Here is a 26,584-nt window from a genome sequence, read left to right on the forward strand (position 1 = left end):
ACACCGTGTTGAAATTATCCATTTAAACGGTGACAGTTATCGAATGAAGCATCGAAAGAACATCTTCGGGCAGGAAAGTGTAACAAATTAATCAGCAAAAACTGTAACATTTTACTTGACGGTCACAATTGTTATAATCTTATTGGACAGAGATTTTATAGGAGATTCTACATGGCAATAATCAGGTTATAAAAAGAAAGAGATTGAATTCGGACATCTTTGTAGATGGTTCACTATCGGTATCTACAAACACAGATAATATTTTGGCATAAGACCAATGTACCGTTATTTTCCTATCAGGAGCTTTAGTTCTATAAATTAAAACATTGAACTGTTATAAAATAATTTTTACTCAACATAATCAACGTTATAAGAATTCATTCAGCGGAAGTCATTAATGACTTCCGCTTTTCTTATTAAAGAGATATCATTTCCCAGGGAAGCGCAGGTTCTGACATATTAGCCAAAGCGCTTTATAGGAACATATATAAATATGTTAAATATTGGAGGGGTTTAGCAACGTTTGTCGAATCACTATATTAAGAAAAAATAATTGGTTCATATAACATGGATTATGTAACATTAACATAATAGGCCATGTCAGCAGGATAACGAAACGATAATAAATTATATGTCACAACAAAATGAACAATAACAAAAGGGGACGCAACCATAAGTAACGGTTGCGCCCTTATAACTTTAATTTTAGTTTACATAATATATATTATAGGAAGTAGTAGCAAAATCAATTTATCGCATCTCATAAGTTAAGTATACTTAGGATAGTGAGACAGAATAAAAAATAAGATCATACAAAATTAAGTGTTTAGCGATATTCTAACTAACCAATGGCTTTTTAATCATTGGATCCTCAGCTAGATTGAATTTATTGTTCTTTGGAGTTCTGATCATCTTTGAATATGTGTGTTTACATAAATTATTCCGTTACTATCTAACTTGTTAAGTTACAGCACTGTCCTCATTTATCCTTCATAAGAGAATATTCATCTCAATATATTTCGATTGCACTGTGTTTTGATCAATCGTGCTTCTTTTACTATAATAATTTATCTTTTGTATGAATTGATAGGTTCTTACTTTTACCTACTCAATCTAATTCCAGATTATTATCGCTACACTTGCTAATTCATTCCGTCTCCCCTACCCTATTTGGTAAATTTCACCTATCTGTAGTTTACATAATAATATTACTGATTTCCTGGTGAGTTTTAATATTAATATTTGTAGTAGTTTCATACCTATAAAAATAAACGGAATTATACTATAATGGTGTTAGATGAATATTCTGAATATTCCATATTGCACAAGGAGGTTTTTCTATGACGAAAGCCGTATGGCACCCATCCGAATCATTCAAACAATCAACACGACTATATTCATGGATGCAACAGCTTGGTTATGATGATTATGACTCTTTTTACGAAAAATCAGTTGAAGACATTGCCTGGTTCTGGGAGAAAGCTGTAGATGAACTAGATATTAAGTGGTTTCAAAAGTATAGTGAAGTTCTAGATTTATCAGAAGGGATCCCCTTCCCCAAATGGTTTGTCAATGGGAGAATGAATGTTACATATAACTGTGTAGACAAATGGGCAGACAATGCGACAACGGCTAGTAAACATGCTCTTGTCTGGGAGGGTGACAACGGTGAAGTCACTCAATATACATTTGCCGAATTAAATAAAGAAATTAATAAAGTAGCAAACGGATTGGTCAAGTTGGGAATCCAGCGAGGAGATGTTGTAACTATCTACATGCCTATGATCCCAGAAACGGTCATTGCCATGTTAGCCGTTTCCAAAATAGGTGCAATATTCTCACCTGCGTTTTCCGGTTATAAAGCCGATGCGGTTGCCAAACGATTAAATGCAGCACAAGCAAAGTGGTTAATTACAGCAGATGGATATTATCGTCGCGGAAAAGAAATTCCATTGAAATCGGAGGCGGATAAAGCTGTAAAACAAGCCCCATCTGTCAAAAATGTCATTGTCGTAAATAGGACAAAAAGCGATATTCCGTGGAACCACAATCGTGATATTGAATGGAAAACGATTCGACAAAATGAAAGCGATTTCAACAATGTCGTAACAAACGGCGACGATCCATTTATGATCATTTATACATCTGGAACCACCGGGAAGCCGAAAGGTGCCCTTCACACACATCATGGCTTTCCTATTAAAGCAGCCTTTGATGCAGGTATTTGTATGGATGTTCAACAAGAAGATACACTTTTCTGGTATACCGATATGGGATGGATGATGGGTCCGTTTCTCGTATTTGGTGGTCTCATAAATGGTGCAAGAATTATGCTTTTTGAAGGAACTCCAGATTACCCAAAACCTAATCGTATTTGGGAACTAGTTGAAAATCATCGCGTTACACATCTAGGCATCTCCCCTACTTTAATCCGATCAATTATGAATTTAGGCGACCAATACTTCAAAAAACATGATTTAAATACCTTAAAAATGATTGGTTCCACCGGTGAACCTTGGAATCCTGAACCATGGATGTGGTTATTCAATAATATTTGTAAAAGAAAGGTACCTATTTTCAACTATTCAGGTGGTACGGAAATATCCGGGGGAATATTTGGTAATGTATTTGTAAAGCCAATCTCTCCTGTTACCTTTAACGCTGCTTTACCTGGAATGGATGTGGATGTTTATGATGCAAATGGTCGTCCCGTTCAAAATGAGGTCGGTGAACTCGTGTTAAAACAACCATGGGTCGGCATGACAAACGGTTTTTACCAAGATAATGAACGATATAAAAATACGTACTGGAACCGTTGGGAAGATATTTGGGTTCATGGAGATTGGGTTATAAAAGATGAAGAAGGTTTTTACACGATTACAGGTCGCTCTGATGACACGTTAAATGTGGCTGGTAAACGCATAGGTCCTGCTGAAATTGAATCTATTCTTATTGAACATGATCATGTGTTGGAGGCTGGCGTGATTGGGGCTCCCCATGATTTAAAAGGTGAAGTTCCTATCGCCTTTGTCGTACCTACAAATCAAACGATTAATCCTGAACTATTGCAAGAGGAAGTACAACAATTAGCAGTAGCAAAACTAGGTAAAGCCATTGCTCCGAAGGTTTATCATATCGTTCAGGATCTACCGAAAACCCGTAATGCGAAAGTGATGCGAAGAGCAATTAAATCAGCTTACATGAACGAAGACGGTGGGGATTTATCAGCATTGGAAAATCCCGATTGTCTAGATGAGATTAAACAACTTAAAAGTTCCATTACATAACAAAGTCCCCCAAACGGGGGACTTTGTTATGTTTTTGTGCACAACATCATCGCTTCATCAATTGTTAACGATTTAATTTGATGATCATTATATCGAACTTGAAAATAATCTTGATATTTCTTTTCACTACTTCGTATAAAATCTATAACCGCCCTCCTTTCTTCTTCTGTCTCTGTAGTTCGATTCAACCATACAGGAAAATCAAACGTTTTTTTTCGGTTTTGGATTTTCTCAATACGGAAACCAACTTGAGACAACAATTGTTCCCACCCTGTCACTGATAAGCACTCGTTATGACTATGATCACGCAGTTTTTCAAAAGTGTTCATAAACGTTCCTAAATCTTCGTCTTCAGGAACTACATTATCAATTAATATAAATGTACCTTCCTTTTTCAGAACTCTAGCCACCTCTTTCACAAACTGTAAAGGGTTAGGAAAGTGGTGGGGAGCAATCCGACATGTAACAATATCAAACTGTTGTTGAACAAAAGGTAAATCTTCGGCGTCCGCCCTTACATAAAAGATATTTTCATAGTCTTGTAAATGTATAGCTGTGTTTTGTAACATTGCCTGTGTTAGATCCGTAGCGACCACTTGTTTCACATGGGGAGCTAACGCCTTCGCAACATGCCCTCCACCTGTTGCAATATCTAAAATGACTTGCTCTTTATTTAAACCTAACCATTTCACCATTAATGGCAAATCATCACCTTTGGCATGTGTTTCACTCGTAACATATTCATTTGCATTTTTCGAAAACTGGTTAATTACATCATCTTTATGATTCAAGTGTATCCCTTCTTTCACGCTATACTGGGTAAACCCCATGCTTTCGCTTCGTAAACGTTAGCTCCTTTGTCTCGTATGCTTCAAGACGTTGAATGAGTTCCGTTCGTAATTTGTCAGGTTGGACAATATCGTCAATGACCATCTCCGAAGCTAAACGGTAGATATCTATGTTTTCCTTATACTCCTTCTGTTTCTCTGTAATAAATTCTCTTCTTTCTTCTTCTGGTAGTTCTGCAATCTTATTTGCATAAACTGCATTTACTGCCGCTTCTGGCCCCATTACTGCAATCTGTGCTGATGGTAATGCAATACAACAATCCGGCTCAAATGCAGGCCCTGCCATTGCATATAATCCAGCACCATATGCTTTACGAACAATAACAGAAATCTTCGGCACGGTAGCTTCACTCATAGCGGAGATCATCTTAGCTCCATGACGGATAATACCGGCCCGTTCGACTTTTGTCCCAATCATAAACCCTGGTATGTCAGCCAGGAATAAAAGAGGGATATGATAAGCATCACATAATTGGATAAATTTTGCCGCTTTATCCGCGGAATCGTGGAATAAAACACCACCTTTTACACGAGGCTGGTTGGCAATAATCCCTACAACCTTTCCATCAATTCTTGCAAGACCAGTAATGAGTTCCTTTGCAAACTCCCGTTTTATTTCACAGAAGCTATTCTCGTCTATTACGCGATCTATTAAATCATACATATTAAAAGGTGCGTTTTGGTTCTCGGGAATCAAGTCGGAAATAGACGTTTCAAATTGTTTAGGTTCTTTGGGTTCGACTACCCTTGGCTTCAACGAATAGTTCGCCGGAAAATACGTCAAATATTTTCGTGCAAAGGAAATAGCTTCTTGTTCTGTTTGTACAAGAACATCACCACAGCCAGATATTGAGCAGTGCATTTTTGCTCCGCCCATTTCTTCTAAGGTAACTTTTTCACCAATCACCTTTTCAGCCATCCGTGGAGAGCCTAAATACATAGATGCGTTCCCTTCTACCATAATGACAATATCGCAAAAGGCGGGGATGTATGCACCACCTGCTGCAGAAGGACCGAAAAGCAAACAAACTTGCGGTACTCTGCCAGATAGTTTCACTTGGTTATAAAAGATTCTCCCTGCCCCTCTACGATTAGGGAACATATCTATTTGATCAGTAATCCTTGCCCCTGCGGAATCCACTAAATAAAGCATTGGAACTTCCAACTTTTCTGCTGTTTCTTGAATTCTTAAGATCTTTTCAACAGTACGAGCACCCCAGGACCCTGCTTTTACAGTAGAATCGTTTGCCATAATGCACACTGTCTGCCCATTAATTTTGCCAATTCCGGTTACGACTCCATCAGCTGGTAACGATTCATCCATACAATTCGCAAAAAATGCGTCCTCTATATTCAAATCATGATCAAGTAAGCGTTTCAGACGTTCACGAACAAACAATTTCCCTTTTTCTTCATTCTTTTGGTGGTATTTATGAGCACCACCTTTCTCCATTCGTTCTATTGTTCCCTTTAGTTTTTCGTCCAACGGCACAAAAATTCCTCCCTTACTCCCCTTTATATTGCGGTTTCCGTTTCTCCTTAAATGCCCGTAAACCTTCCATTCGGTCGGCGGTTGGAATGGTAGCCATATAACAGGATTCTTCAATTTTTAATCCTGTTGCTAAATCGGCTTGGATACCATCCTGGATGGCTTTTTTTGCTTGCTTTACTCCTATTGGCCCGTTGCTTGCGATATCTCGTGCAACTTGTAAGGTGAGGTCTTCTAATTTCTCTTGTGTTGTTACTTCTTCAACAATGCCTATATCCTTCGCTTCTCGACCGGTTAAGCGCTTCGCGGTAAAGATTAAATATTTTGCTTTACCAATTCCGATTAATCGGGCTAAGCGTTGGGTTCCTCCAGCACCTGGTATAATTCCTAAAGACGTTTCTGTAAGTCCCATTTGAATTTCTTCACTTGAAATTCGAATGTCACATGCTAATGCCAGCTCTAAGCCACCCCCGAAAGCAACTCCATTCATCGAAGCGATTGTCGGCATCGATAGTTGTTCAATTCGTGTAATCGTTTCTTTTATCTTACGGACCGTTGCAACCGCTTCTTCATCTGTCATTTTTTCTCTTTCCTTCAAATCTGCCCCTGCACAAAATACTTTTTGCCCACTGCCTCTAAATATAACAACTCTGCAGTCGGATTGTTCTACATCAAACAAGACTTGGTTTAAGTCGTCTAATAAACGCAAGGAGAATGCATTGGCTGGTTGATTATCTAATGTAATCATAACAATATGAGAATCATGGATATCCACTTTAACGGTTTTTCTCATAAACATCTCCCTTTGCATTGAATATTTGCATTTGATGGCTTAATAAAGGCTTCTGCAGTTTACTTTGGATAAAGAGTGCCGCCGACTGAAGTTTTTCAGAATCTATGTTAGTGTGAATTTCCATGCCATGTAGCATGTATAGCAAATCATCAGTTGCTAAGTTACCTGTTGCTCCATTAGCATATGGACACCCTCCGAGACCTCCAATGGAACTGTCGAACGTCGTATATCCATGTTGTAACGCTACCAGACAATTCGCTAATGCTGTACCTCGAGTGTTATGAAAATGTAAAGCAATCCTCTCTTTCGGTACGTGTCTTTGGATATACTTCAACACATCTTCTACTTGACTGGGGTGGGCCACACCGATTGTATCTCCCAACGATATTTCATCTACACCTGCTTCTAACAGTCGATCCATCACTAATATGACTTTATCCGTGGAAACAGCACCTTCAATTGGACAACCAAAAACGGTTGAAATATAGCCCCTAACCGGTTTATGTTCTTGTTTGGCTATTTGTATGACTTCTTCTAAGACAGGAAATGTTTCTTCAATTGACTTATTTATGTTTTTTTGGTTGTGAGATTCACTAGCAGACATAAAAATGGAAACTTCGTCGATACTAGCTTCCAAAGCTCGTTCTAAACCTTTTGCGTTAGGCACTAACGCGGCATAGGTGATACCTTCTTTACGGTTAATCCCTTTCACCACTTCCGCTGCATCACTTAATTGCGGAATCCATTTCGGATGGACGAAGGATGAAACTTCAATGTATGAAAGTCCTGTTTCTGATAATCTATTAATCCATTCAATCTTGTCTTCAGTAGATAGCATTTGTTTCTCATTTTGTAATCCGTCCCGAGGACCTACTTCTTTAATGGTTACTTTGTCCGGAAGTTTCATATGTTGCAATCACTCCCTTTCTACTTATATTCAAGAACAGCAATAACATCGCCCTCATCAACAAAATCTCCTTCCTGAACCTTTAACTCCTTTAGAACACCATTGGCTTCTGCTGATATTGGAATTTCCATTTTCATAGACTCTAAAATGACGAGATCTTGAGTAGCGGAAACTTGTTCTCCTTCGTTCACTAACACCTTCCATACACTTCCTGCCATATTTGCAACGATTTCTTTCATTTACGTTTCCTCCTTTAGGAATTGTTTTTCAATGAATGATGTTCTCGTAACCCCTTTTTGAAACAGAGGATGATCAATGACCTTTAACAAAAACGGAAGATTGGTTTTGATTCCTTCAATCTCATATTGGGCGAGAGCATTCTTTAATATTTGAATGGCATCTGTTCGTGTTTTTCCTTTAGTAATTAACTTGGCTATCATTGGATCATAGAATGGTGATACCATGTAAGAAGATTGAACCCCTATCTCATTACGAATGTTAGAACCTGTTGGAGGAGAGAAGGCTTGAATTCTACCTGGTGATGGAAAAAAAGTAGTTGGGTCTTCCGCGTATATACGTACTTCAATTGCATGGCCATTGATCTGTAGGTCTTCTTGGTTCCATTTAAGAGGTTTATGAGCTGCAATATGAATTTGTTGTTCAACAATATCAATCCCGGTAACTTCTTCTGTTACGGGATGTTCTACTTGTAATCTAGTATTCATTTCTAAGAAATAATAATTTTGTTTCTCATCTACTAAAAACTCAATGGTTCCAGCGTTTGTATAATCGATCGCCCTTGCGGCTTTGATAGCAGCGTCCCCCATCTTCTGTCTCGTGTCATCATTCAACAAAGGAGATGGCGCTTCTTCAATAATTTTTTGATGCCTTCTTTGAACCGAACATTCACGTTCAAATACATGTAACACATTCCCATAATGGTCCGCTAATAACTGGATTTCAACATGGTGTGCATCTTCAATAACTTTTTCAATAAACATCGTACCGTCCCCAAAGAAATTTTCAGCTTTTCTTGCATTGCTTTCGAAAGCTTTCACGAGTTCATCCTCTGTATGAACAATTTGCATCCCGATTCCACCACCGCCAGCGGAAGCTTTCAACATAACAGGATAGCCGATATTCCTTGCAAACGATACTGCCGTGTCTACATCTTCAATAGCATCCTCAGATCCGGGAATTACCGGAACACCTGCATCTCTCATGGTTTGTCTTGCTTTAATTTTACTCCCCATCATTTCTATACATCTTGAACTTGGGCCAATAAACGTAATTCCTGCTTCATTACAACGTTTTGCAAAAGTAGGGTTTTCACTTAATAATCCGTATCCCGGATGGATTGCATCAGCACCGGCTTTTTTCGCACAATCAATTATTTTCCCCATGTTTAAGTAACTTTCATGAACTCGTTTACCCCCGATTGGGTAGCTTTCGTTCGCCAATTTAACAAACGGGGCATCTTCGTCTGCTTCCGAATACACCGCTACAGTCGGAATGTTTAACTTTTGACATGTTTTCATAATGCGTACTGCAATTTCTCCACGATTAGCGATTAATATTTTTTGAAAAGGCATAGTAACCCTCCTTTACTGAAACTAGCAACCTAGCTGCCTCGCAATGACGAGCCTTTGTATCTCCGATGTACCTTCACCAATTTCTAATAGTTTTGCATCTCGTAAGTATCGTTCTACCTCATATTCTCGCATATACCCGTAGCCACCATGGATTTGAATCGCTTCATTTGAAGCACGAAAAGCTGTTTCCGTTGCAAATAATTTAGCGTATGCCGCTTCTTTCGTAAACGGTTTTTCCTGATCCTTTAGCCACGCAGCTTTATAAACCATGTTCCGGGCTAACTCTACTTCCATTGCCATATCCGCTAGTTTAAATTGTATTGCCTGGAATTTCGATATTGATTGGCCGAATTGTTTCCTCTCTTTCGCATAGGAAAGCGCTTTGTCTAAAGCACCTTGAGCTATTCCTAAACCTAGTGCAGCTATCGAAATCCGCCCACCATCTAACGTATAGAGAAATTGTTTAAATCCTTTATGGGGATCACCGAGTAAATTTTCTTTTGGCACTTTTACATTGTCTAAAACAATTTCCGCTGTATCTGAACCTCTTACGCCCATTTTGTCGTAATTACTTGAAATGGTCAGGCCATCTGTTTTTGTTGGTACAATGATAGCAGAAATGATGTTTTTACCACGTTCATCTTTTCCTGTTACTGCTGTGACAATCAAAGTATCTGCAAAACTCGCATTCGTAATGAAACATTTTTCCCCATTGATTACATATTCGTCACCTTCTAACATTGCAGTTGTTTTCGTACCACCAGCATCAGAGCCAGCATTTGGTTCTGTTAGCCCAAATGACCCAAGTGCTTGCCCGCTAGCTAACGGGGTCAAATATCGTTTTTTCTGCTCTTCCGTCCCAAAATAGTAAATAGGAGAGGCCCCCAATGAGACAGCTGCTGCATAGCTTAATCCTGTACTTCCACAAACACGACCAATCTCTTCGACTGCGAGAATGTACGTTAATGAATCGCCTCCTGACCCACCATACTGTTCTGGAAAAGGGATCCCCATCAAACCGAGTCTTCCCATTTCTACAAAAATATCACTAGGAAATTCCGCATTACGATCAATCTCAATTGCCCTAGGCTTTATGACACCTTCCGCAAAATTCCGCACCATCTCCCTCGTCATTTCTTGTTCTTTCGTGAGCTCAAAATTCATATATTTCCTCCTTAAAAATTGATGAATTCCAATACCGACTGGTTGGTCGGTTTTAGCCAAATGAAATGTAAACGCTTACGTTTTTGTACATTCATTAGAATGATGCGATGATGATGGTTTGAGTTCTGCTGTTTCCTTTGCTTCGTCAGTCAATATACCTTGCATAATAATATCAGTATAAACAGCCGAAATGTCTTCAATGGACTTTGGGCCATCTTGTCGGTACCATTTGTACGTCCAGTTCACCATTCCTAAAATAGACATACCTGTAATTTCGACCGGCAGTTCGTTACGAAAATGTTGTTGTCGCTGTCCTTCTTGAATGACATCAAAAATAATTTGCTTAAATTCGTCCCTTTTTTTCTTTATTTGTGATTCAAAATGAGGCTTTAAATAGTTACTTTCTTGATAAAAAACAGCAATGTGAGATTTGTAGAGATCAAATACTTTTACGAAGGAATGAATAATTGCTTTCAGTTGTTCGGTGGGGTTTTGGTAGGTTGTAATGGCATGATTTGCTTTCCTTAAAACATATGTGATAAAAGTGTCATGAATTACAAAAAGCAACTCATCTTTCGAATGAAAGTAATGGTAAAAACCACCTTTCGAAGCACCACAGTACTCCACAATGTCCTTTACCGTTACACCGTGAAATCCATGTTTTTCAAATAAATGTAATGATGAGTGTATCATTTTCTCTTTTAAATCAATTTTTCATCATCTCCTTTCTTTCGTACACATTTTACCATAATATTCTGAAAAGAAAAAATGAGTTATAAGGACTATCTTAATCAAGCAAGGTTGGTATAGAGTGTACGACCTTTCACATAATAAAAAAAAACAACCACATAAAGGATGATATACATATGGATCAAGAAGAGAAGGTAAAAACGGCTTCGACTGCTATGGCGAGTGACATAAAAGTTCAAATGTTTGGTAACGCTGAAAAAATAACAAAGACAACTGAAAATAGCGAAAAAATTCATAGCATTATTGAAAAATGGAATGCAATGTCTAAGAAAGCTGCGAAAGCGACTATAAAACAGTACGGCCCTCCTAATGAAGCGTCGGACAGTAGGCTTATTTGGTACTGTAATGGGGATTGGAAAAGAACTATAGTTTATCGGGATGAAATCCCTCATGATTTTCCCCAACCACATACAGATGTAATTGAAAATGTAATAAATTATACTGTCCCCATCGAAAAATATACGGATATCGCTAAATTCGACGGAAGCATTATTGTCGAAAGGACTAGAGGAGAAGTTTCATCCCGTTGTGACATGGAAGCGGCTAATATTCTTGCTTTGAATCTCATGCATGAAATCGTCACTGGAAGATTAGGACCGGAAAGGGCCCGAGAGAAATATTGTGAAATCACTTCAGCCTTTATGATGAATCGTTCTACACCTACTATGGAAAAGTTACAATTTAAAGTAGCCACTAAACCGGTATACGATACAGATACTGTTTTAATTGCTGACGAAATGCTACAGGAAGCGAGAAAAAAACTACACGAATTAGTAGACGAGAACGAGGATAAAATTCACTAACCAGAATACCATTGAGCAAGCAACCGGAAATGGGTCATGTTGCCTGCTCCCTTTCGATATCACCGTTAGCATAATTAAATTACGGTCTTAATATCTTTGGAAGTGGAATAAAAACCATACATTCATATAAACGAATCAACGTTGCCGAAAAAGTAGTGTAAAGTATAAATAGTTTAACAAGTTAACGGAATAATGACAGCTAGGCTAGAGGGCATAACAAAAAAGCATTTCATGCCTTTACTTATCTAAGAGATTTCCACTCTCATTATAAAACTTAATATCTTGAAAAGTATACTCGTTATCATTACTGTATGGTATTTCAATCCAAGTAACACTTGCTTTTTTTTGGGAAAACTCTTGTGCTAACAATTGATCATTGATTGTGACTTCCAATTTGGCTATATCATTTTTGTCATTGGTAACGATAAAAAATATAGGTGAGTTTGGCATAAAAAAGCTCAATGTTTCATAATTACGAACTTCAATATGATTCCATTTATAAGTCCCATTTGTATGTTTAACAAATTGAATGTAACCTGGTTTTTGATCCGCTAAAAAGGCCACAATTTTAATGTCTGGAAAATCCTTTATGTCTAAAACTTCTATTGACATATCTTCATAACTATCAATTGATTGGATAATTTTCACAATAGCATCTTTGTCATTTCCGTGTAGCCGATTATTATCGTAAAAAACAAATACCAAAAGAAAAACGAGAGCGAGAGAAATCGTTATGGTTAACCTGTTGTTGAACAACAATATTCCCCCCTTATAAACTCTACCATGATTATCATATGTATGTTTGATCAACAGAATTGAACCACTCGATTCATTTTACTATAGGTGACTATATTATTAAAATTATTTTTAATGAATGTATAAAAAATAGCCTATATCACGATGGAGATAGGCTAAATTATCAATAACAAGATGCAGCATCAAAATTTTATTTGATCGCTAAACATAGTCTTCAGTTGTTTTCTTGCCCGAAAAATTCTCGTTCTTACTGAAGATAAATTTACATCTAATCGTTTTGCGATTTCTTGTTCTTTTAAATTATGTTTTACTTTTAGTACCATGACATCCCGATAAATGTCAGCTAAATTTGTCATTCCTTCTTTCACTTGCTCTACTAAAATCGAAAAAGCAACCTCTGCTTCTACATTTTGAACTGAAGCTTTTCCTACTGTCACAAGCATTTCTTGTTCCATAGGTATTCCACTCTTTTTTTGTTCATTTCGAATAAAATCTATCGCTGTTCTTCTAGTAATAACAGATAGCCACGCATTTAGTTTATCGGTAGATTGAACTGTGTCAATTTTATGGATTGCTTTAATAAAAGTTTCTTGTACTACATCTTCTGCCAATTGTCGATCTTTCGTTATAGAATAACTTATTTTCAACAATCGTTTAAAGTGAACACTGTATAATTCGGAAATATCAAGTGAAGCCACTATTCTCCCTCTTCCTTATGTTCATATTTTTAACATGATGGTTACCTTAAACAAATCACCATCGGTTTCTATTTCAAATTTACCACTGTGTAGTTCAACAATAGTTTGTGCGATAGCTAAACCGAGCCCGCTTCCTTCAGTATGCCTTGATGTATCACCACGTTTAAACCGTTCAATTAATTCCTCACTATTTTCATTTAACTCATACTTTGACACATTTTTGAATGAAATGATTGCATAACCATTGCTAGTTGTTAAATTAAGATACACACGCGAGTAGTCTAAAGAATACTTTAAAATGTTTCGAATTAAGTTATCAAATACACGCCAAAGCTTTTGGCCATCCACAACAGCATATATAGGCGGATCATCATTTGTTACTCGGAACTGTAGATTCGATTGACTAATCATATCATCGTATTCTGCCAAGGCTTGGTGTAATAACTGAACAAGATCTACGCTCTCTTTTTTCAGTTCGATATTCCCGCTCGCCATCTTGGATACTTCAAATAAGTCATCGATTAATACTTTTAAACGCTTTGATTTTCGTTCAATAATTTCTATATATGCATCACTATCCTTACTCGTATCCTCCTGCTGTTTAAGTAATTCGGTGTAAGTGATAATCGATGTGAGCGGTGTTCGCAAATCATGACTTACATTTGTAATTAATTCGGCTTTCAGGCGCTCACTTTTTGCCTGTTCATTTTGTGAGGTTTTAACCCCTTGTTTTAAAACATTAATATTTTGAGCAAGCTTATCTAATGCCGTTTTACCAGTTATGTGTAAATCTTGACTCATATTACCACTCACTAGCGCATTGGTCTTTTCTACAATTCGATTAAAGTACCCGATCTTTTTTATGATAAGGACACTTAATGGTACACCAACACTAGCTAGTAAAATAAGATAAAAAAGAACAAAAATTGGATGTACAAATGAAACTACAGCGGCTAACCCTAAGCCAAATACGACTCCAAACACAATTATGATTTGTGCTCCGGTTGTTTGATCTAAAAATGCCTCTCTTAAGAGATGAACGAGTTTCAGAAATGGATTCTTTAATATGGAATATGTACGATACACTAGACTTTTCTTCCACTCTGAATGAAACGGTTTCCGCCCCTTAATAGATTCCGATAAAGAAATAGTTTGAAGTAAGGTAAGTGCTAAACTAAGAGTTAAAATAAGAACTGCTACAAAGAAAAAGATTCCCTCTTTTACATCTGATAAATTTACGCTCATGCGGGTGGCTTCAATTATCGTTCCAGTTAGTAAAGCTACAAGACTCGTTAATCCAAGAAGTGCAATCCGTACATCAATTGGTAGTTTGCGGAAACGAACGTTAAATTGGCTCATTTCAGCCGACGATCTTTTAGCCTTTTTGAAAAGGATCAAGGATAATATAAGTGAAACCATGCTTAAAAAGACTGTACCCCAATAATATTTTTGTTCCTTACTATAATTTTCATATTGTATCATTAATGGATCTGATGAAGATAATGAATGAGGTACGGAAATTTCACCTTCTAGTCTCCTATCAGACTGATGTAAAATATTTAGCAACTCTTCAGATCCACTGATTTCATGTCTAACCATGTAGTCAGGGTAGATTGTAAGACTCATTTCAAAGATTTTAGCAGAGCCTTTTGTATCAGCAATATTTGTATACATTTTCCCACTTGTAGTATCCTCAAAGTAATAATGGAAAGAGTCTTTATATTTACCAAAAATATATAAGCCAAAATTTTGAGGATGAACATTTGGTAATTGATGATAATATTCTTCTAACTTCTGTTCCTTCTCTTTTATAATCTTAGCTTCAACATGTTGATCACTTTCAAAGTTTTTCGTAATATCCTCAATTTTTTCATCTCTATCTGCCTTAAGTCCATCTACAACCTGTTGATTATCTTGTTCTATAGCTTGTTGAATTTTTTCTTCATATTGGCTTTCTATACTATGAATTTGTTCTGTTAAATTCCCGTAACGATAACGATGCTCTAGAATCTCCTCGTCTGTTACAGTGATTGCCTCTTTCGCTTCCCGTAAAGTTAAGTTGGTTTCAGCTATACCTATATATCTTCTAAATTCATCTACAATACCATATCGAAATTCGGATGTATGGAAATAATCTTTTTGAGCGTAATAGTATCCATGAGTAAACAAGATTAGCAACCCACTAAGTCCGAATGAGAACAACATTGCACATGCGAGCATAGTACGTAAACTATTTTTCCATTTTGTAGCCAATACCCCATACCACCTTTAAATATCTTGGATTCTTCGGATCAAATTCAATCTTTTCCCGAATTTTTCGAATGTGAACAGCGACCGTATTTTCGGCGTTATAATTTGGCTCTTTCCACACCCGTTCATATATTTCACTTATGGAAAAGACTCTTCCAGCGTTTGACATTAAAAGTTCAACAATTTTATATTCAATTGGTGTAAGCTTCACAACTTCACCGTGTACTGCAACTTCTTTAGAAGATTGATCTAACGTAATTCCGTTTAAATCAATGACTTTTTGTGTCCCTTCAAATGTTCCGAACGTAATATATCGTCTCAACTGAGACTTTACACGTGCCACAAGTTCCATTGGGTTGAATGGTTTTGTAATATAATCATCCGCTCCCACTTGAAGTCCTAAAATTTTATCGGTATCCTCACTTTTTGCACTTAAAATAATGATGGGAATGTTCTTTTCCTCCCGGATTTTATATGTAGTGGAAATTCCGTCTAACCTAGGCATCATAACATCCAACAGAATGAGATGTACTTCATGCTCATGCAGGATGTCTATAGCTTCTATTCCATCCTTTGCTTTTAAGACAGTTACACCTTCATTCTTCAAATAAATTTCAATAGCATCTCTAATCTCTTTCTCATCATCTACAACTAATACATTGTAATGGTCCAACGTTTCAGCTCCTTTCCTTTTTCGAATTTGTCTATATCATATCCATTAATTCTTAAAATTCGGTTGCAACATTTCTTAAGATTTCCTTAAGTTTATTTATCTATTTATAAAACTTTATTTTATAATAGATTTCTAGTTAAAGGAAATTGAATTGGCTACTTAAACGGGTTGCGTGTTGTAAAAAATGACCCTTCCCACACATTGAGAAGAGTCATTTTAATAAATTTTATCTCCTTATAAAATTGTCCTACTAAAAATAGGTTATCATATATGACTGTTCTAGATGTTTCACAGGATGTAACACTTCTACACCAAAACGAAATACAGCAGTATTTTGGTGTCTTGATTTTTCTTCACCCGAACCAACTTGCTCTGTTCTATCATGAAATAGCTGGAGGTTGAAATGAAAACAAACTCCGGGAAGTTGTTCACACCTAACGGTCTTGATGCCAATGAGCATAACATTGTCCACTTTCATTTATCATGTGCTGAAATTTCGTGTTGCTGGCATCGAAAAATGAGCATAACATTGTCCACTTTCATTTATCATGTGCTGAAATTTCGTGTTGCTGGCATCGAAAAAAACAAAGAAAAATAAGAGATACAAACCAAAATGATTTGTATCTCTTTGCAAAGTCATCACTCTTCATCCTCAAACACTTTTGTATAGACAGCTTTTTTCCAAACGGAAGTAACTGCCCCGGTAATATCTGTATCTGTAATAAAGGAACCATTACTAACACGATCATGCAACTTTAGTTGTAATGGGAAGATCTCGTGAATATCACCATTCTCCGTTTTATACTGAATAAGATCTTCTTCGCCAACAATTTTTACACCTACAAGGCGGTGTGGTTTCGCTTTTAATTCTCTTAACATCGTTAAACCCCGCTTTGCCCTTGAGGAAGGTTCAAACTGGGAAATATCCATCCGCTTACATGCCCCTCTTTGCGTGACAACGACAATAGACGGGTTAGATAAATCGTCAAACACTTCGCCACTTACCACATATTCATTATCCTTTAATTGCATTGCTTTTACACCAGCTGCTCTTTGGCCAACGATATTTATTTCAGACTCATGGTATCGTAATCCATACCCGCGATTTGTAGAAACAAACACCTCTTGATTTCCATCCGTAACATGTACACTGACCACTTTATCGTCATTTTTCAAATTAATCGCTACAAGTGGTTTTGAGTACCGCTGTGGCTGATATTCCTTCAATTCAGTTTTCTTCACCATACCGTCACGGGTAAAGAAAGTTAAATAGAGACCTTCTTTGAACTCACGAATTGGTATAGCCCTTACTATAGTTTCTTCTCTGTCGATTGGTATGATATTAGTAATATGCTGACCTAAATCTTTCCATTTAATATCTGGAATTTCATGTACAGGAATATATAAATAATTGCCTTTGTTTGTGAACAGGAGTAACTTATCTGTCGTATTAATTTCAATAAGGGTCTGAAGATAGTCTCCCTCTTTCATCGATATGTCATTATCATTGGAAGCAGCATATGAACGTAAACTTGTCCGTTTAATGTATCCATCATTTGTCACGGAAACTAAAACATCTTCACTTGCGACCATTACTTCCAAGTTAATCTTTAATTCTTCGATTTCTTCTTCAATTTCTGTTTTACGGTTATCAGCATATTTCTTTTTCATTTGACGTAAATCTTTTTTAATGACTAGCATTAATTTCTTTTCATCGGCTAGGATCGTTTCCAGCTCTTCAATTTGTTTTCTCAACTCACTCGCTTCTTGTTCGAGAGATGTAATGTCGGTATTGGTTAAACGGTATAGTTGCAATGTTACGATTGCTTCCGACTGAGATTCTGTAAAGTCATATTCTGAGATTAAACGATTTTTTGCATCCTGCTTATCCTTAGATGAGCGAATGGTTGCAATGACATCGTCTAAAATGGATATAGCTTTTATTAACCCTTCAACAATGTGTGCCCGGTCTTTCGCTTTCCGCAAGTCATATTGTGACTGTCGTGTCACAACTTCCCGCTGGTGAGAGATATAAGCATCAAGCATCGTTAATAAATTCATTTGTTGGGGCGTCTTGTTATGGATTGCAACCATATTAAAGTTATAGGAGATTTGCAAATCCGTATTTTTATATAAATAATTGAGAACACCTTCACTGTCTGCGTCCTTCTTCAATTCGATGACAATTCGTAATCCAGTACGGTCCGTTTCATCTCGAACTTCTGCAATCCCTTCTACTTTTCGGTCAATCCGATATTCATCAAACTTCTTTACTAAGTTTGCTTTATTCACGTCGTACGGTAGTTCTGTGATAATAATTTGCTCACGATTTCCTCTAACCTTTTCAATCGTTGCACGACCACGCAATACGACTTTCCCTTTTCCGGTTTTATAAGCTTTTTTAATTCCATCAATCCCTTGAATAATACCACCCGTAGGAAAATCCGGTCCTTTCAAAACAGTCATAACATCGTCCACATCTGCCTGTGGTTTATCAATTTTCATAATAACAGCATCTATGACCTCACCGAGATTGTGAGGGGGAATGTCGGTTGCATAACCTGCAGAGATTCCAGTCGAGCCGTTTACTAGTAGGTTTGGAAACTTTGCCGGCAATACAACAGGCTCATTCGCTGTATCATCAAAGTTTGGGATAAACTCTACTGTTTCTCTTTCTATGTCACGTAATAATTCTGAAGCAATACTGGATAAGCGTGCCTCCGTATAACGCATTGCAGCTGGAGGATCCCCATCAATGCTTCCATTATTTCCGTGCATTTCAACTAATAGATTTCGAACTTTCCAAGTTTGACTCATTCGCACGAGGGCTTCATATACAGATGAATCACCATGTGGATGATAATTCCCGATTACAGTACCGACCGTTTTCGCAGACTTCCGAAACGGTTTATCATGTGTATTCCGTTCTTGATGCATTGCATATAAAATTCTTCGTTGTACTGGCTTTAAGCCATCCCTAGCATCAGGAAGCGCACGATCTTGAATGATATATTTACTATATCGTCCAAAACGATCCCCGATAACTTCCTCTAAAGGAAGGTCTAAGTATTTTGCGTGTTCAGCCAATGTAATGTCCTCCTCTAAGTATGAAGCTTATCATTTTCTAGTATATTTTCATCATCTTCCATGCTGAAGGCTACATTTGATTCGATCCACTTTCTACGTGGTTCAACTTTATCTCCCATTAAAGTCGTTACGCGTCGCTCTGCACGTGCTAAATCTTCAATTGTTACACGGATTAGTGTTCTCGTTTCGGGATTCATCGTCGTATCCCAAAGCTGATCGGCATTCATTTCACCGAGACCTTTGTAGCGTTGAATTGTATACCCATTTTTAAAACGGTTTAAAATGCTTTTCATTTCTTTTTCGTCCCAAGCATACTCTATTTTCTCTTTCTTTCCTTTACCTTTTGACACTTTGTATAGTGGGGGTAATGCAATATAGACTTTACCAGATTCAATCAACGGTCTCATATAGCGATAAAAGAATGTGAGTAATAGCACTTGAATATGAGCACCATCTGTATCAGCATCAGTCATAATAATAATTTTATCGTAATTGACATCTTCTAAATCGAAGTCAGCCCCTACACCTGCACCAATTGTATGGATAATCGTGGAGATTTCTTCGTTTTTTAAAATATCGTTAATTTTCGCCTTTTCAGTGTTAATCACTTTTCCTCGTAAAGGTAATACAGCTTGAAATCGTCTATCACGACCTTGTTTAGCCGACCCTCCTGCTGAATCTCCCTCTACCAAATATAGTTCATTTTTCTTCGGGTTCTTAGACTGGGCCGGGGTTAATTTTCCACTTAAAATTGAATCTTTTCGCTTACGCTTTTTCCCATTCCTAGCATCTTCACGGGCCTTCCGAGCCGCTTCTCGAGCATCTCTTGCTTTAATAGCTTTCTTAATTAAGCTACTCGCTATATCGGGATTTTCTTCTAAAAAGTAAGTAAGCTTTTCAGACACAACACTATCTACAACAGAACGCGCTTCTGACGTTCCTAATTTACTTTTCGTTTGTCCTTCAAATTGCAAAAATTCTTCTGGAATTCGAACAGACACAATACCAGTAAATCCTTCACGTATATCATTACCATCGAGGTTCTTTTCTTTTTCTTTTAATAAATTCGTTTTTCGGGCTTGCTCGTTAAATACACGTGTCACTGCTGACTTTGCACCTGATTCATGAGTTCCGCCGTCTCTCGTACGCACATTATTTACAAAAGAAAGGATATTTTCTGCGTATCCGTCGTTAAATTGAAAGGCGAATTCTACTTCAAGCCCATCTTGTTGGCCTTCAAATGCTACGACAGGATGAAGGGTATCCTTTTCTTCGTTTAAATATTCGACAAAGGACTCAATCCCTTCCGGGTATTCATACACATCAGATACATCGTTACGTTCATCAATGATTTCAATACGTAGACCTTTAAGTAAAAAGGCTGACTCCCGTAATCGTTCTGCTAATGTTTCATACTGAAACGTTGTAACAGAAAACATTTTCGGATCTGGTTTAAATCGAATGGTTGTACCTGATTTTTTTGTAGACCCTTTTTTGTCTAATCCAGTCACTGGTATACCGCCATTTTCGAAGCGTTGTGAATAGATAGTACCATCACGGTGAATGGTTACTTCCAACCATTCAGATAAAGCGTTCACAACTGATGCCCCTACACCGTGTAAGCCTCCACTTGTTTTATAGCCACCTTGACCAAATTTTCCGCCTGCATGCAGGACGGTAAAAATCACTTCAGGTGTAGGTTTACCTGTTTTGTGCGTTCCGGTTGGCATCCCACGTCCCTTATCGGTAATGGACACACTACCGTCTTTATGTAATTTAACAATTATCTCATTACCGTAGCCAGCTAATGCCTCATCTACGGCATTATCAACAATTTCATATACAAGATGGTGAAGTCCTCGATGATCTGTGCTTCCAATGTACATTCCAGGTCGCTTACGTACAGCTTCTAACCCTTCTAGTACTTGAATGGAATCATCGTTATATAATGTTTCGTTCGTTTTAGCCAAGTTGATGTTCCCCTTTCGTTCGAGCAATTCTTTCTGCGTAGAACAAACGTTCCTAGTTTATGTTCGTAGTATACTTATTGTAGCGATTTTTTTCAAGTACCCAAATACTTTATTCAAGAAGAATGGAAAAATCCCTGCAAAAACAGGGATTTTCGTCTAATACTTATTTCCCTAATGTCATCGCGTGGGCTACTTTAATACATAGATCCATAATCACAACAAAGTCTCGTTCTTTTAAATACTCATATGCTTCTTCGTTCGTGACACCTTGTTGTGCCCAAAATACCTTTGCCTGTGTCTCTACCGCTTCTTTTGCAATGCCTGGTAAAAACAGAGATCGACGGAATACATTTATAATGTCAATGTTTTCTTCAACCTCAAGAAGAGAGGGAACTGCTTTTTCCCCCAGTACTTCATCGACATTTGGATTTACAGGGATAATTTTATAGCCGGCATTTTGCATCGCTTTTGAAACTTGAAAGGACGTTCTCATTGGATTGTCAGAGAGCCCAACTACTGCAATCGTTTGCGCCCCTTCTAATATTTCCTTCACGACTTTATTAGGTGGATTGTGCATCATATCCCTCCGGCAACTAAATATTTATACTATAAGCATAATGCTATTTGTTATCATTACGCAAATTGATTTTTCAACATTAAGATGATTACTGAGAAACAACACGTTTTATATTTAAGAAATTGTCAACTTCTTCCCATATACGTTCATTAGCAAAATAACGACTCCAACTGGCAATACCTGCTAATTTATATTTGTGAACGAGTTCAACTCGTTTCTGTAATGATCTATCATTTTCGAGCCAAAGCTTATAAACAGTTTGTTTATCTGAAACTTCATACTCAACGTAGTCTTGTCCAGTATTCTCATCATATACAGGTGTCACGTTATATTCATCAATCCACTCTTTTGCTTGAGTCATTGTTAAAGCCTGCGAACTGACTTCAATTGAACCGTCATCTTGTTTTTCTTCAGTCCACAACCTTGTGTAAAACGGTACACCTAACAGTAGTCGATCATGCGGAATGACCTTTAACAATGCTTCTAAGTGAGTTTCTACCCAAGGTAAACTTGCAACACTACCAGATGTGTTGGAGCTAGCGGGATGTTCGTCATAAGCCATCACCATAAAGTAGTCAATTGACTCTACCAATTTTTCACGCTCATAAAACTTCGACCAAGTTGGACTGTTGGATATAAACGTAATATCCATTGACACAATTAATCCAGCTTCATGGGCAAGAGGAGTAAATTCCCGTACAAATTGTGTAACTAACGGTCCATCCTCTTCATAAACGTTTTCAAAATCAATATTAATCCCATCTAAGCCATAAATATCTGCATAATGTAGTAACTGACGTATTATTCGCTGTCGAGTTTCAAAATCTTGTAGAACCGCACTCGTTTGTTCTAAATTAAAGTCATTAGAAAAAAGTGCCCATACGTGATAACCATTTCCCTTGGCAGAATCGACATAGGAATGAGAAGCATAACTCCGTATATTTCCATCTGTATCATCGATGTGGAACCAGGTTGGTGACAACACTTGTACACTGTTATACGACTCAACCTCATTCGGAGTAGCGTCCGGATGGTAGATCGCATCCCATGTGACGTGAATTGGCCATTTTAAGTTAGGTAATGTATGCTCCTCTACTGGTTTATGAGATTGATAGACTTCAGTACCTAGAATTTCTATCATTTCTTTCTTCATGAAACCGGCAATTCCATTTCCTTTCCGGACTTTCAAAAAATCTCCGGTATCATCTTCGATAGTGACGGTCTCCCCTTCTTCCACTCGATCAACATATGGTGCGGTTAAATCTGGGTTTATTCTTAAAGATCTCCTGTTTTCATTACCAGTTAAAACATTGCCCTTTAACACTACATCTCCATCTGCATGAACAATCATTGCGCTCGTCTCGTCATTGTAACTGATGTCAATCGAATAAACTTCTTGTAACCAATCTAACTCCAAGTAGACCTGTTGTTGTTCTGTAGTGATTACAGGAAACGAAAGATTATGCTCTTTATCATTAACGAATTTTGTTAAACGTTCCGTAGGCATTTGATACACTTTGTTTTTTGTCGTAACGATAACAGACGATGACTCTTCATCATAATGAATCATTGGGTCAATATATTCTGCAATAAAATCATAGGGTATATATACCTCTTCTTGTTCAGATAACCCGTTATACTTTGTTTTTTCTTCTTCAAAAACAATCGAATATGAATTCGTAAAATAATCCACTTTTTCCTTCGACGGAAATGGATAAGCATTCCAAAACATTGTAACAGATATAATAAATAAGCCTAATATAGAGAAAGCTATCCATTGTTCTTTATGTTTTTTTGATCTTTGGTGTGTGACAATACGTGACAAAATTCTCCCCTCCTATGTATATATCGTAATAAAAAACTCCATCTTTTAAAATAGAAAGATAAAAATGGTTGAAAAACATTCTGCTTTTCTATTGTTCGTGATAAAATAGTAATGAATTTGTACGAGATTAAAGGGGTTAAACTATGGATTATGTAATTTTTGGCATCATTTCTTACTTATTAGGTTCTATTCCGTCAGCACTTATTGTCGGCAAGTCTGGTTACGGTATTGACATTCGAGAGCATGGTAGTGGTAATTTAGGTGGAACAAACACTTTCCGTGTATTAGGAGTAACAGCAGGCCTCATTGTGACCATTTCAGATATTTTGAAGGGAACGTTAGCAGCTTTGCTTCCCATCTTGTTTCATGCAAGTGCAGAGCCGTTATTTATTGGACTTTTTGCTGTAATCGGACATACATACCCACTATTTGCGAAGTTTAAGGGTGGTAAAGCAGTAGCAACTAGTGGCGGTGTTATCTTAGCCGTTAGTCCAATATTGTTTGTCATTATGGTTGCAACATTTATGATCACACTTAAAATATCAAAGTTTGTGTCCCTATCCTCTATGATAACTGGAGTTGTAGGTGTAACAGCTTCCATCATTATGCAAGAGAAGTGGTTAATTCTCATTACAGCTTTGTTGACATTATTCGTTATCTATAGACATCGGGCAAACATAAAGCGGATTATCAATAAGACAGAACCAAAAATTAAATGGATGTAAAAAAGCACAACACCGAAACGTGTTGTGTTTTTTTATTTCTACACATGGTAAAATAGTACCAATTTAACACCATTAACCAAACAGATATGTAAAACGTAAAACTTAAAGAATGTCATAAGAGAAAAATGTTTTCAAAAGATGTTTTGAAAACATAACATTAGCGAAACTTAAAAGAAACAATTTTTTTGGGGGAAATCAAAAAATGAAAAAACAAATGGTAGCAATTATAGTTGTAATTTTTATATCTTTTATCACTACAGGCTTTTTCTATTTCAATCAACACGATAACGAGAAATCATTTGAAGCGAAGTTGTTAAATGACAGGACCACAATAAGCACCGTGAATCATCGCACATTTGAGTCAGAAATATCGCTCGGTGCTGTTGGCGATTTATTAATACATAGTTCTGTATATGAGGATGCAAAAACTTCGAGTGGTGGTTATGACTTTACGCCTATGCTTGAGGATGTAAAACCATATATGGAAAAGCAGGATATTATGTTTGCTAACCAAGAAACGATATTAGGTGGATCAGAGATCGGATTATCTAGTTATCCACGATTCAACTCTCCATATGAGGTGGGGGATGCATTGAAAGATACGGGTGTTGATATAGTTTCGATTGCTAATAACCATACTTTAGATCGAGGCGAGCAAGCAATCTTAAACGCTACTTCTTACCTAGATAAAATTGGGATTCAGTATGTTGGAGGATATCGTAGCTTTGAGGATCAAAAAAGGCAAAGAATTATAAATAAAAACGGAATTGCAGTTGGGTTTCTGGCTTATACATACGGTACCAACGGTTTAGTCCGTCCTAATGATAAGCCATATTTAGTACAATATTTAGACCAGGAAAAAATGGTAAAAGACATAAAAGCTTTGAAGCCTAACGTTGATTTTGTTGTCGTAAGCTTACATTTCGGCATGGAATATCAACGTTTTGCCAATGATGCTCAAGTACTTCTGGCAGATGAAATTAGCAAGGCTGGAGCAGATGTAATTATTGGACACCACCCTCACGTATTACAACCGGTAGACTGGTTAGAACAGGAAGATGGTCATAAAACGTTTATTATTTATTCATTAGGTAACTTTTTGTCAGGACAAGCGAAGTTATATCAACGAATAGGGGCCATTTTAGAACTGAAATTACAGAAAAAGATAGGACCTGATGGCACAGCAACTTATAATATGAAAGATGCAAAAGTACTCCCTACATGGAATCACCGTACTGAACGGTATCGTGATTATAAAATTGTACCGTTAATCAATGCTGATGAGTACGGCCTTTCGAATGCCAAGGAGTTGTATAACGAAATCACCTCCCATATGCAATCATATAGTGACAACGTTGAAGTCGTCCCTGAACTTGATTAAAAGTATTTCATTGATGTTCTATGAATAAATCATGTATACTTTTCATAGTGGCACTATATGGGGCTGAAAGGAGTCTTAAATATGTTGAAAACAACAAATCAGAAGCAACTTCCTAGTAAAGAAGAACGTCATAAATTATTTGGATCAGTTCCGCCTGGACCACGTCTTAAGCCGGTAGAAAAAGATAAAATGGCGGACTTACAAAATACAAAAAAAGATTTCTTATTTAAGTTAGATGAAGTCGGGATTGCAAACGTAAAACACCCAATCATTATAAATAGTAGTGTGAAGCCATATAACCAAACAACGGTTGGTACATTTCAATTTTCTTCAAGCATCGCACAAGAAAGTAAAGGGACGAATATGAGTCGCTTCACAGAACAATTAAATGAATACCATGAAAAAGGGTTCGTAGCCGATATCGCAACCCTTAAACAATTTACGAAAGAACTGGCTAATCGTTTAAAACAAAATGATGCCCGGATTAGCATTGCTTTTCCGTGGTTTTACGAAAGACAAGCACCATCGTCTGGCTTGTCCGGCTTAAATCATGCCAATGTTACGATTTCCGTTGAATATCATAAAGAAGCAGGATATGACATTAACGTTTCATTGAGTGCACTTATTACTACACTTTGTCCATGTTCAAAGGAAATCAGTGAATACAGCGCACACAACCAAAGGGGAAATGTCACATTAGAAGCAAGATTAACTGCCGATTTCAATGAAGCAGAAACAGATTGGAAGGAAGCTCTATTAGAAGCAGCTGAGTCAAACGCTAGTGCACGCATTCATCCGGTTCTAAAACGCCCAGACGAAAAAGTAGTTACAGAACAAGCTTATGAAAATCCACGATTTGTAGAAGATATGGTTAGACTGATTGCAGCAGACTTATATGAAATGTCGTTTGTGGAAAGATTTAAAGTAAGTTGCCGTAATGAAGAGTCCATTCATTTACACGATGCTATTGCTTCTGTTACATTCGATAAACAAAATGACGTTGAATAGG

General features: G+C 37.2%; 22 protein-coding genes and 1 pseudogene. 7 read left to right on the forward strand and 16 right to left on the reverse strand.

The window, feature by feature from the left end; genetic code table 11:
* Both NLW78_RS15710 and NLW78_RS05995 read left to right on the forward strand, forming a co-directional pair.
* Nucleotides 1-91, forward strand: a pseudogene (locus NLW78_RS15710) (ATP-binding protein); the annotation flags it as partial.
* Nucleotides 92-1,340: 1,249 nt separating this feature from the next.
* Nucleotides 1,341-3,287, forward strand: a complete 1,947-nt coding sequence (locus tag NLW78_RS05995; protein WP_254496110.1) for an AMP-binding protein — start codon at nt 1,341-1,343, stop codon at nt 3,285-3,287.
* 26 nt (nt 3,288-3,313) lie between these two features.
* Here the strand turns inward: NLW78_RS05995 and NLW78_RS06000 are convergent, their stop codons facing one another.
* The 8 genes from NLW78_RS06000 to NLW78_RS06035 all read right to left on the reverse strand — a co-directional run bounded on the left by NLW78_RS06000 (nt 3,314) and on the right by NLW78_RS06035 (nt 10,773).
* Complete coding sequence (locus tag NLW78_RS06000; protein ID WP_254496111.1) at nt 3,314-4,078, reverse strand: class I SAM-dependent methyltransferase; 765 nt, start codon at nt 4,076-4,078, stop codon at nt 3,314-3,316.
* 19 nt (nt 4,079-4,097) lie between these two features.
* Nucleotides 4,098-5,588 carry an acyl-CoA carboxylase subunit beta gene (locus NLW78_RS06005; protein ID WP_254496940.1) on the reverse strand — a complete coding sequence of 497 codons (1,491 nt, stop codon included), beginning with the start codon at nt 5,586-5,588 and terminating at the stop codon, nt 4,098-4,100.
* Between the two features lie 52 nt (nt 5,589-5,640).
* Nucleotides 5,641-6,417 carry an enoyl-CoA hydratase gene (locus NLW78_RS06010; protein ID WP_254496112.1) on the reverse strand — a complete coding sequence of 259 codons (777 nt, stop codon included), beginning with the start codon at nt 6,415-6,417 and terminating at the stop codon, nt 5,641-5,643.
* Nucleotides 6,401-7,324 (reverse strand): hydroxymethylglutaryl-CoA lyase, encoded by a 924-nt coding sequence (locus NLW78_RS06015; protein WP_254496113.1) that lies wholly within the window; start codon nt 7,322-7,324, stop codon nt 6,401-6,403. The genes NLW78_RS06010 and NLW78_RS06015 overlap by 17 nt, the downstream gene beginning before the upstream one ends.
* A 20-nt stretch (nt 7,325-7,344) precedes the next feature.
* On the reverse strand, nt 7,345-7,563 hold the full coding sequence (locus NLW78_RS06020) for an acetyl-CoA carboxylase biotin carboxyl carrier protein subunit (protein WP_254496114.1): 219 nt from the start codon (nt 7,561-7,563) through the stop codon (nt 7,345-7,347).
* The gene (locus NLW78_RS06025; protein ID WP_254496115.1) at nt 7,564-8,916 is read right to left on the reverse strand and encodes an acetyl-CoA carboxylase biotin carboxylase subunit; all 1,353 of its coding nucleotides are present in this window, start codon (nt 8,914-8,916) and stop codon (nt 7,564-7,566) included. It lies immediately after the preceding gene.
* 21 nt (nt 8,917-8,937) lie between these two features.
* The gene (locus NLW78_RS06030; RefSeq protein ID WP_254496116.1) at nt 8,938-10,080 is read right to left on the reverse strand and encodes an acyl-CoA dehydrogenase; all 1,143 of its coding nucleotides are present in this window, start codon (nt 10,078-10,080) and stop codon (nt 8,938-8,940) included.
* A 75-nt stretch (nt 10,081-10,155) separates the two neighbouring features.
* Nucleotides 10,156-10,773 carry a TetR/AcrR family transcriptional regulator gene (locus NLW78_RS06035; RefSeq protein ID WP_254496117.1) on the reverse strand — a complete coding sequence of 206 codons (618 nt, stop codon included), beginning with the start codon at nt 10,771-10,773 and terminating at the stop codon, nt 10,156-10,158.
* 173 nt (nt 10,774-10,946) lie between these two features.
* Between NLW78_RS06035 and NLW78_RS06040 the strand changes: the two genes are divergently transcribed.
* Entirely contained in the window at nt 10,947-11,633 is a 687-nt protein-coding gene (locus tag NLW78_RS06040) for a hypothetical protein (RefSeq protein WP_254496118.1), read from the forward strand.
* Nucleotides 11,634-11,870: 237 nt separating this feature from the next.
* Here the strand turns inward: NLW78_RS06040 and NLW78_RS06045 are convergent, their stop codons facing one another.
* The 4 genes from NLW78_RS06045 to NLW78_RS06060 form a co-directional block, all read right to left on the reverse strand.
* Nucleotides 11,871-12,389, reverse strand: coding sequence for a hypothetical protein (locus NLW78_RS06045; protein ID WP_254496119.1), 519 nt, complete (start codon nt 12,387-12,389; stop codon nt 11,871-11,873).
* A gap of 182 nt (nt 12,390-12,571) precedes the next feature.
* The gene (locus NLW78_RS06050) at nt 12,572-13,087 is read right to left on the reverse strand and encodes an RNA polymerase sigma factor (RefSeq protein WP_254496120.1); all 516 of its coding nucleotides are present in this window, start codon (nt 13,085-13,087) and stop codon (nt 12,572-12,574) included.
* 21 nt (nt 13,088-13,108) lie between these two features.
* The gene (locus tag NLW78_RS06055) at nt 13,109-15,340 is read right to left on the reverse strand and encodes a HAMP domain-containing sensor histidine kinase (RefSeq protein ID WP_254496121.1); all 2,232 of its coding nucleotides are present in this window, start codon (nt 15,338-15,340) and stop codon (nt 13,109-13,111) included.
* Nucleotides 15,318-16,010: a response regulator transcription factor gene (locus tag NLW78_RS06060; protein WP_254496122.1), complete on the reverse strand. Its 693-nt coding sequence runs from the start codon at nt 16,008-16,010 to the stop codon at nt 15,318-15,320. Before NLW78_RS06060 ends, NLW78_RS06055 begins: the two co-directional genes overlap by 23 nt.
* A 403-nt stretch (nt 16,011-16,413) precedes the next feature.
* Between NLW78_RS06060 and NLW78_RS06065 the strand changes: the two genes are divergently transcribed.
* Nucleotides 16,414-16,608, forward strand: coding sequence for a hypothetical protein (locus tag NLW78_RS06065; RefSeq protein ID WP_254496123.1), 195 nt, complete (start codon nt 16,414-16,416; stop codon nt 16,606-16,608).
* Between the two features lie 41 nt (nt 16,609-16,649).
* On the opposite strand, the gene parC is transcribed toward NLW78_RS06065, so the two are convergent.
* From parC to NLW78_RS06085, 4 genes are all read right to left on the reverse strand, one after another.
* Nucleotides 16,650-19,097 (reverse strand): DNA topoisomerase IV subunit A, encoded by a 2,448-nt coding sequence (gene parC, locus NLW78_RS06070; protein ID WP_254496124.1) that lies wholly within the window; start codon nt 19,095-19,097, stop codon nt 16,650-16,652.
* Nucleotides 19,098-19,111: 14 nt separating this feature from the next.
* Nucleotides 19,112-21,067 (reverse strand): DNA topoisomerase IV subunit B, encoded by a 1,956-nt coding sequence (gene parE / locus NLW78_RS06075; protein WP_254496125.1) that lies wholly within the window; start codon nt 21,065-21,067, stop codon nt 19,112-19,114.
* A gap of 163 nt (nt 21,068-21,230) precedes the next feature.
* Complete coding sequence (locus tag NLW78_RS06080) at nt 21,231-21,644, reverse strand: CoA-binding protein (RefSeq protein WP_254496126.1); 414 nt, start codon at nt 21,642-21,644, stop codon at nt 21,231-21,233.
* Nucleotides 21,645-21,732: 88 nt separating this feature from the next.
* On the reverse strand, nt 21,733-23,469 hold the full coding sequence (locus NLW78_RS06085; RefSeq protein ID WP_254496127.1) for a glycosyl hydrolase family 18 protein: 1,737 nt from the start codon (nt 23,467-23,469) through the stop codon (nt 21,733-21,735).
* A 143-nt stretch (nt 23,470-23,612) separates the two neighbouring features.
* Here NLW78_RS06085 and plsY point away from each other — a divergent pair, with 143 nt between their 5' ends.
* The 3 genes from plsY (at nt 23,613) to folE2 (ending at nt 26,583) form a co-directional block, all read left to right on the forward strand.
* Nucleotides 23,613-24,194 carry a glycerol-3-phosphate 1-O-acyltransferase PlsY gene (gene plsY, locus NLW78_RS06090; protein WP_254496128.1) on the forward strand — a complete coding sequence of 194 codons (582 nt, stop codon included), beginning with the start codon at nt 23,613-23,615 and terminating at the stop codon, nt 24,192-24,194.
* 202 nt (nt 24,195-24,396) lie between these two features.
* The gene (locus NLW78_RS06095) at nt 24,397-25,575 is read left to right on the forward strand and encodes a CapA family protein (protein ID WP_254496129.1); all 1,179 of its coding nucleotides are present in this window, start codon (nt 24,397-24,399) and stop codon (nt 25,573-25,575) included.
* 81 nt (nt 25,576-25,656) lie between these two features.
* Nucleotides 25,657-26,583 carry a GTP cyclohydrolase FolE2 gene (folE2, locus tag NLW78_RS06100; protein WP_254496130.1) on the forward strand — a complete coding sequence of 309 codons (927 nt, stop codon included), beginning with the start codon at nt 25,657-25,659 and terminating at the stop codon, nt 26,581-26,583.
* The last annotated feature ends 1 nt before the right edge of the window (nt 26,584 follow it).

Source organism: Salirhabdus salicampi (assembly GCF_024259515.1).
Lineage (GTDB): Bacteria > Bacillota > Bacilli > Bacillales > Alkalibacillaceae > Salirhabdus_A > Salirhabdus_A salicampi.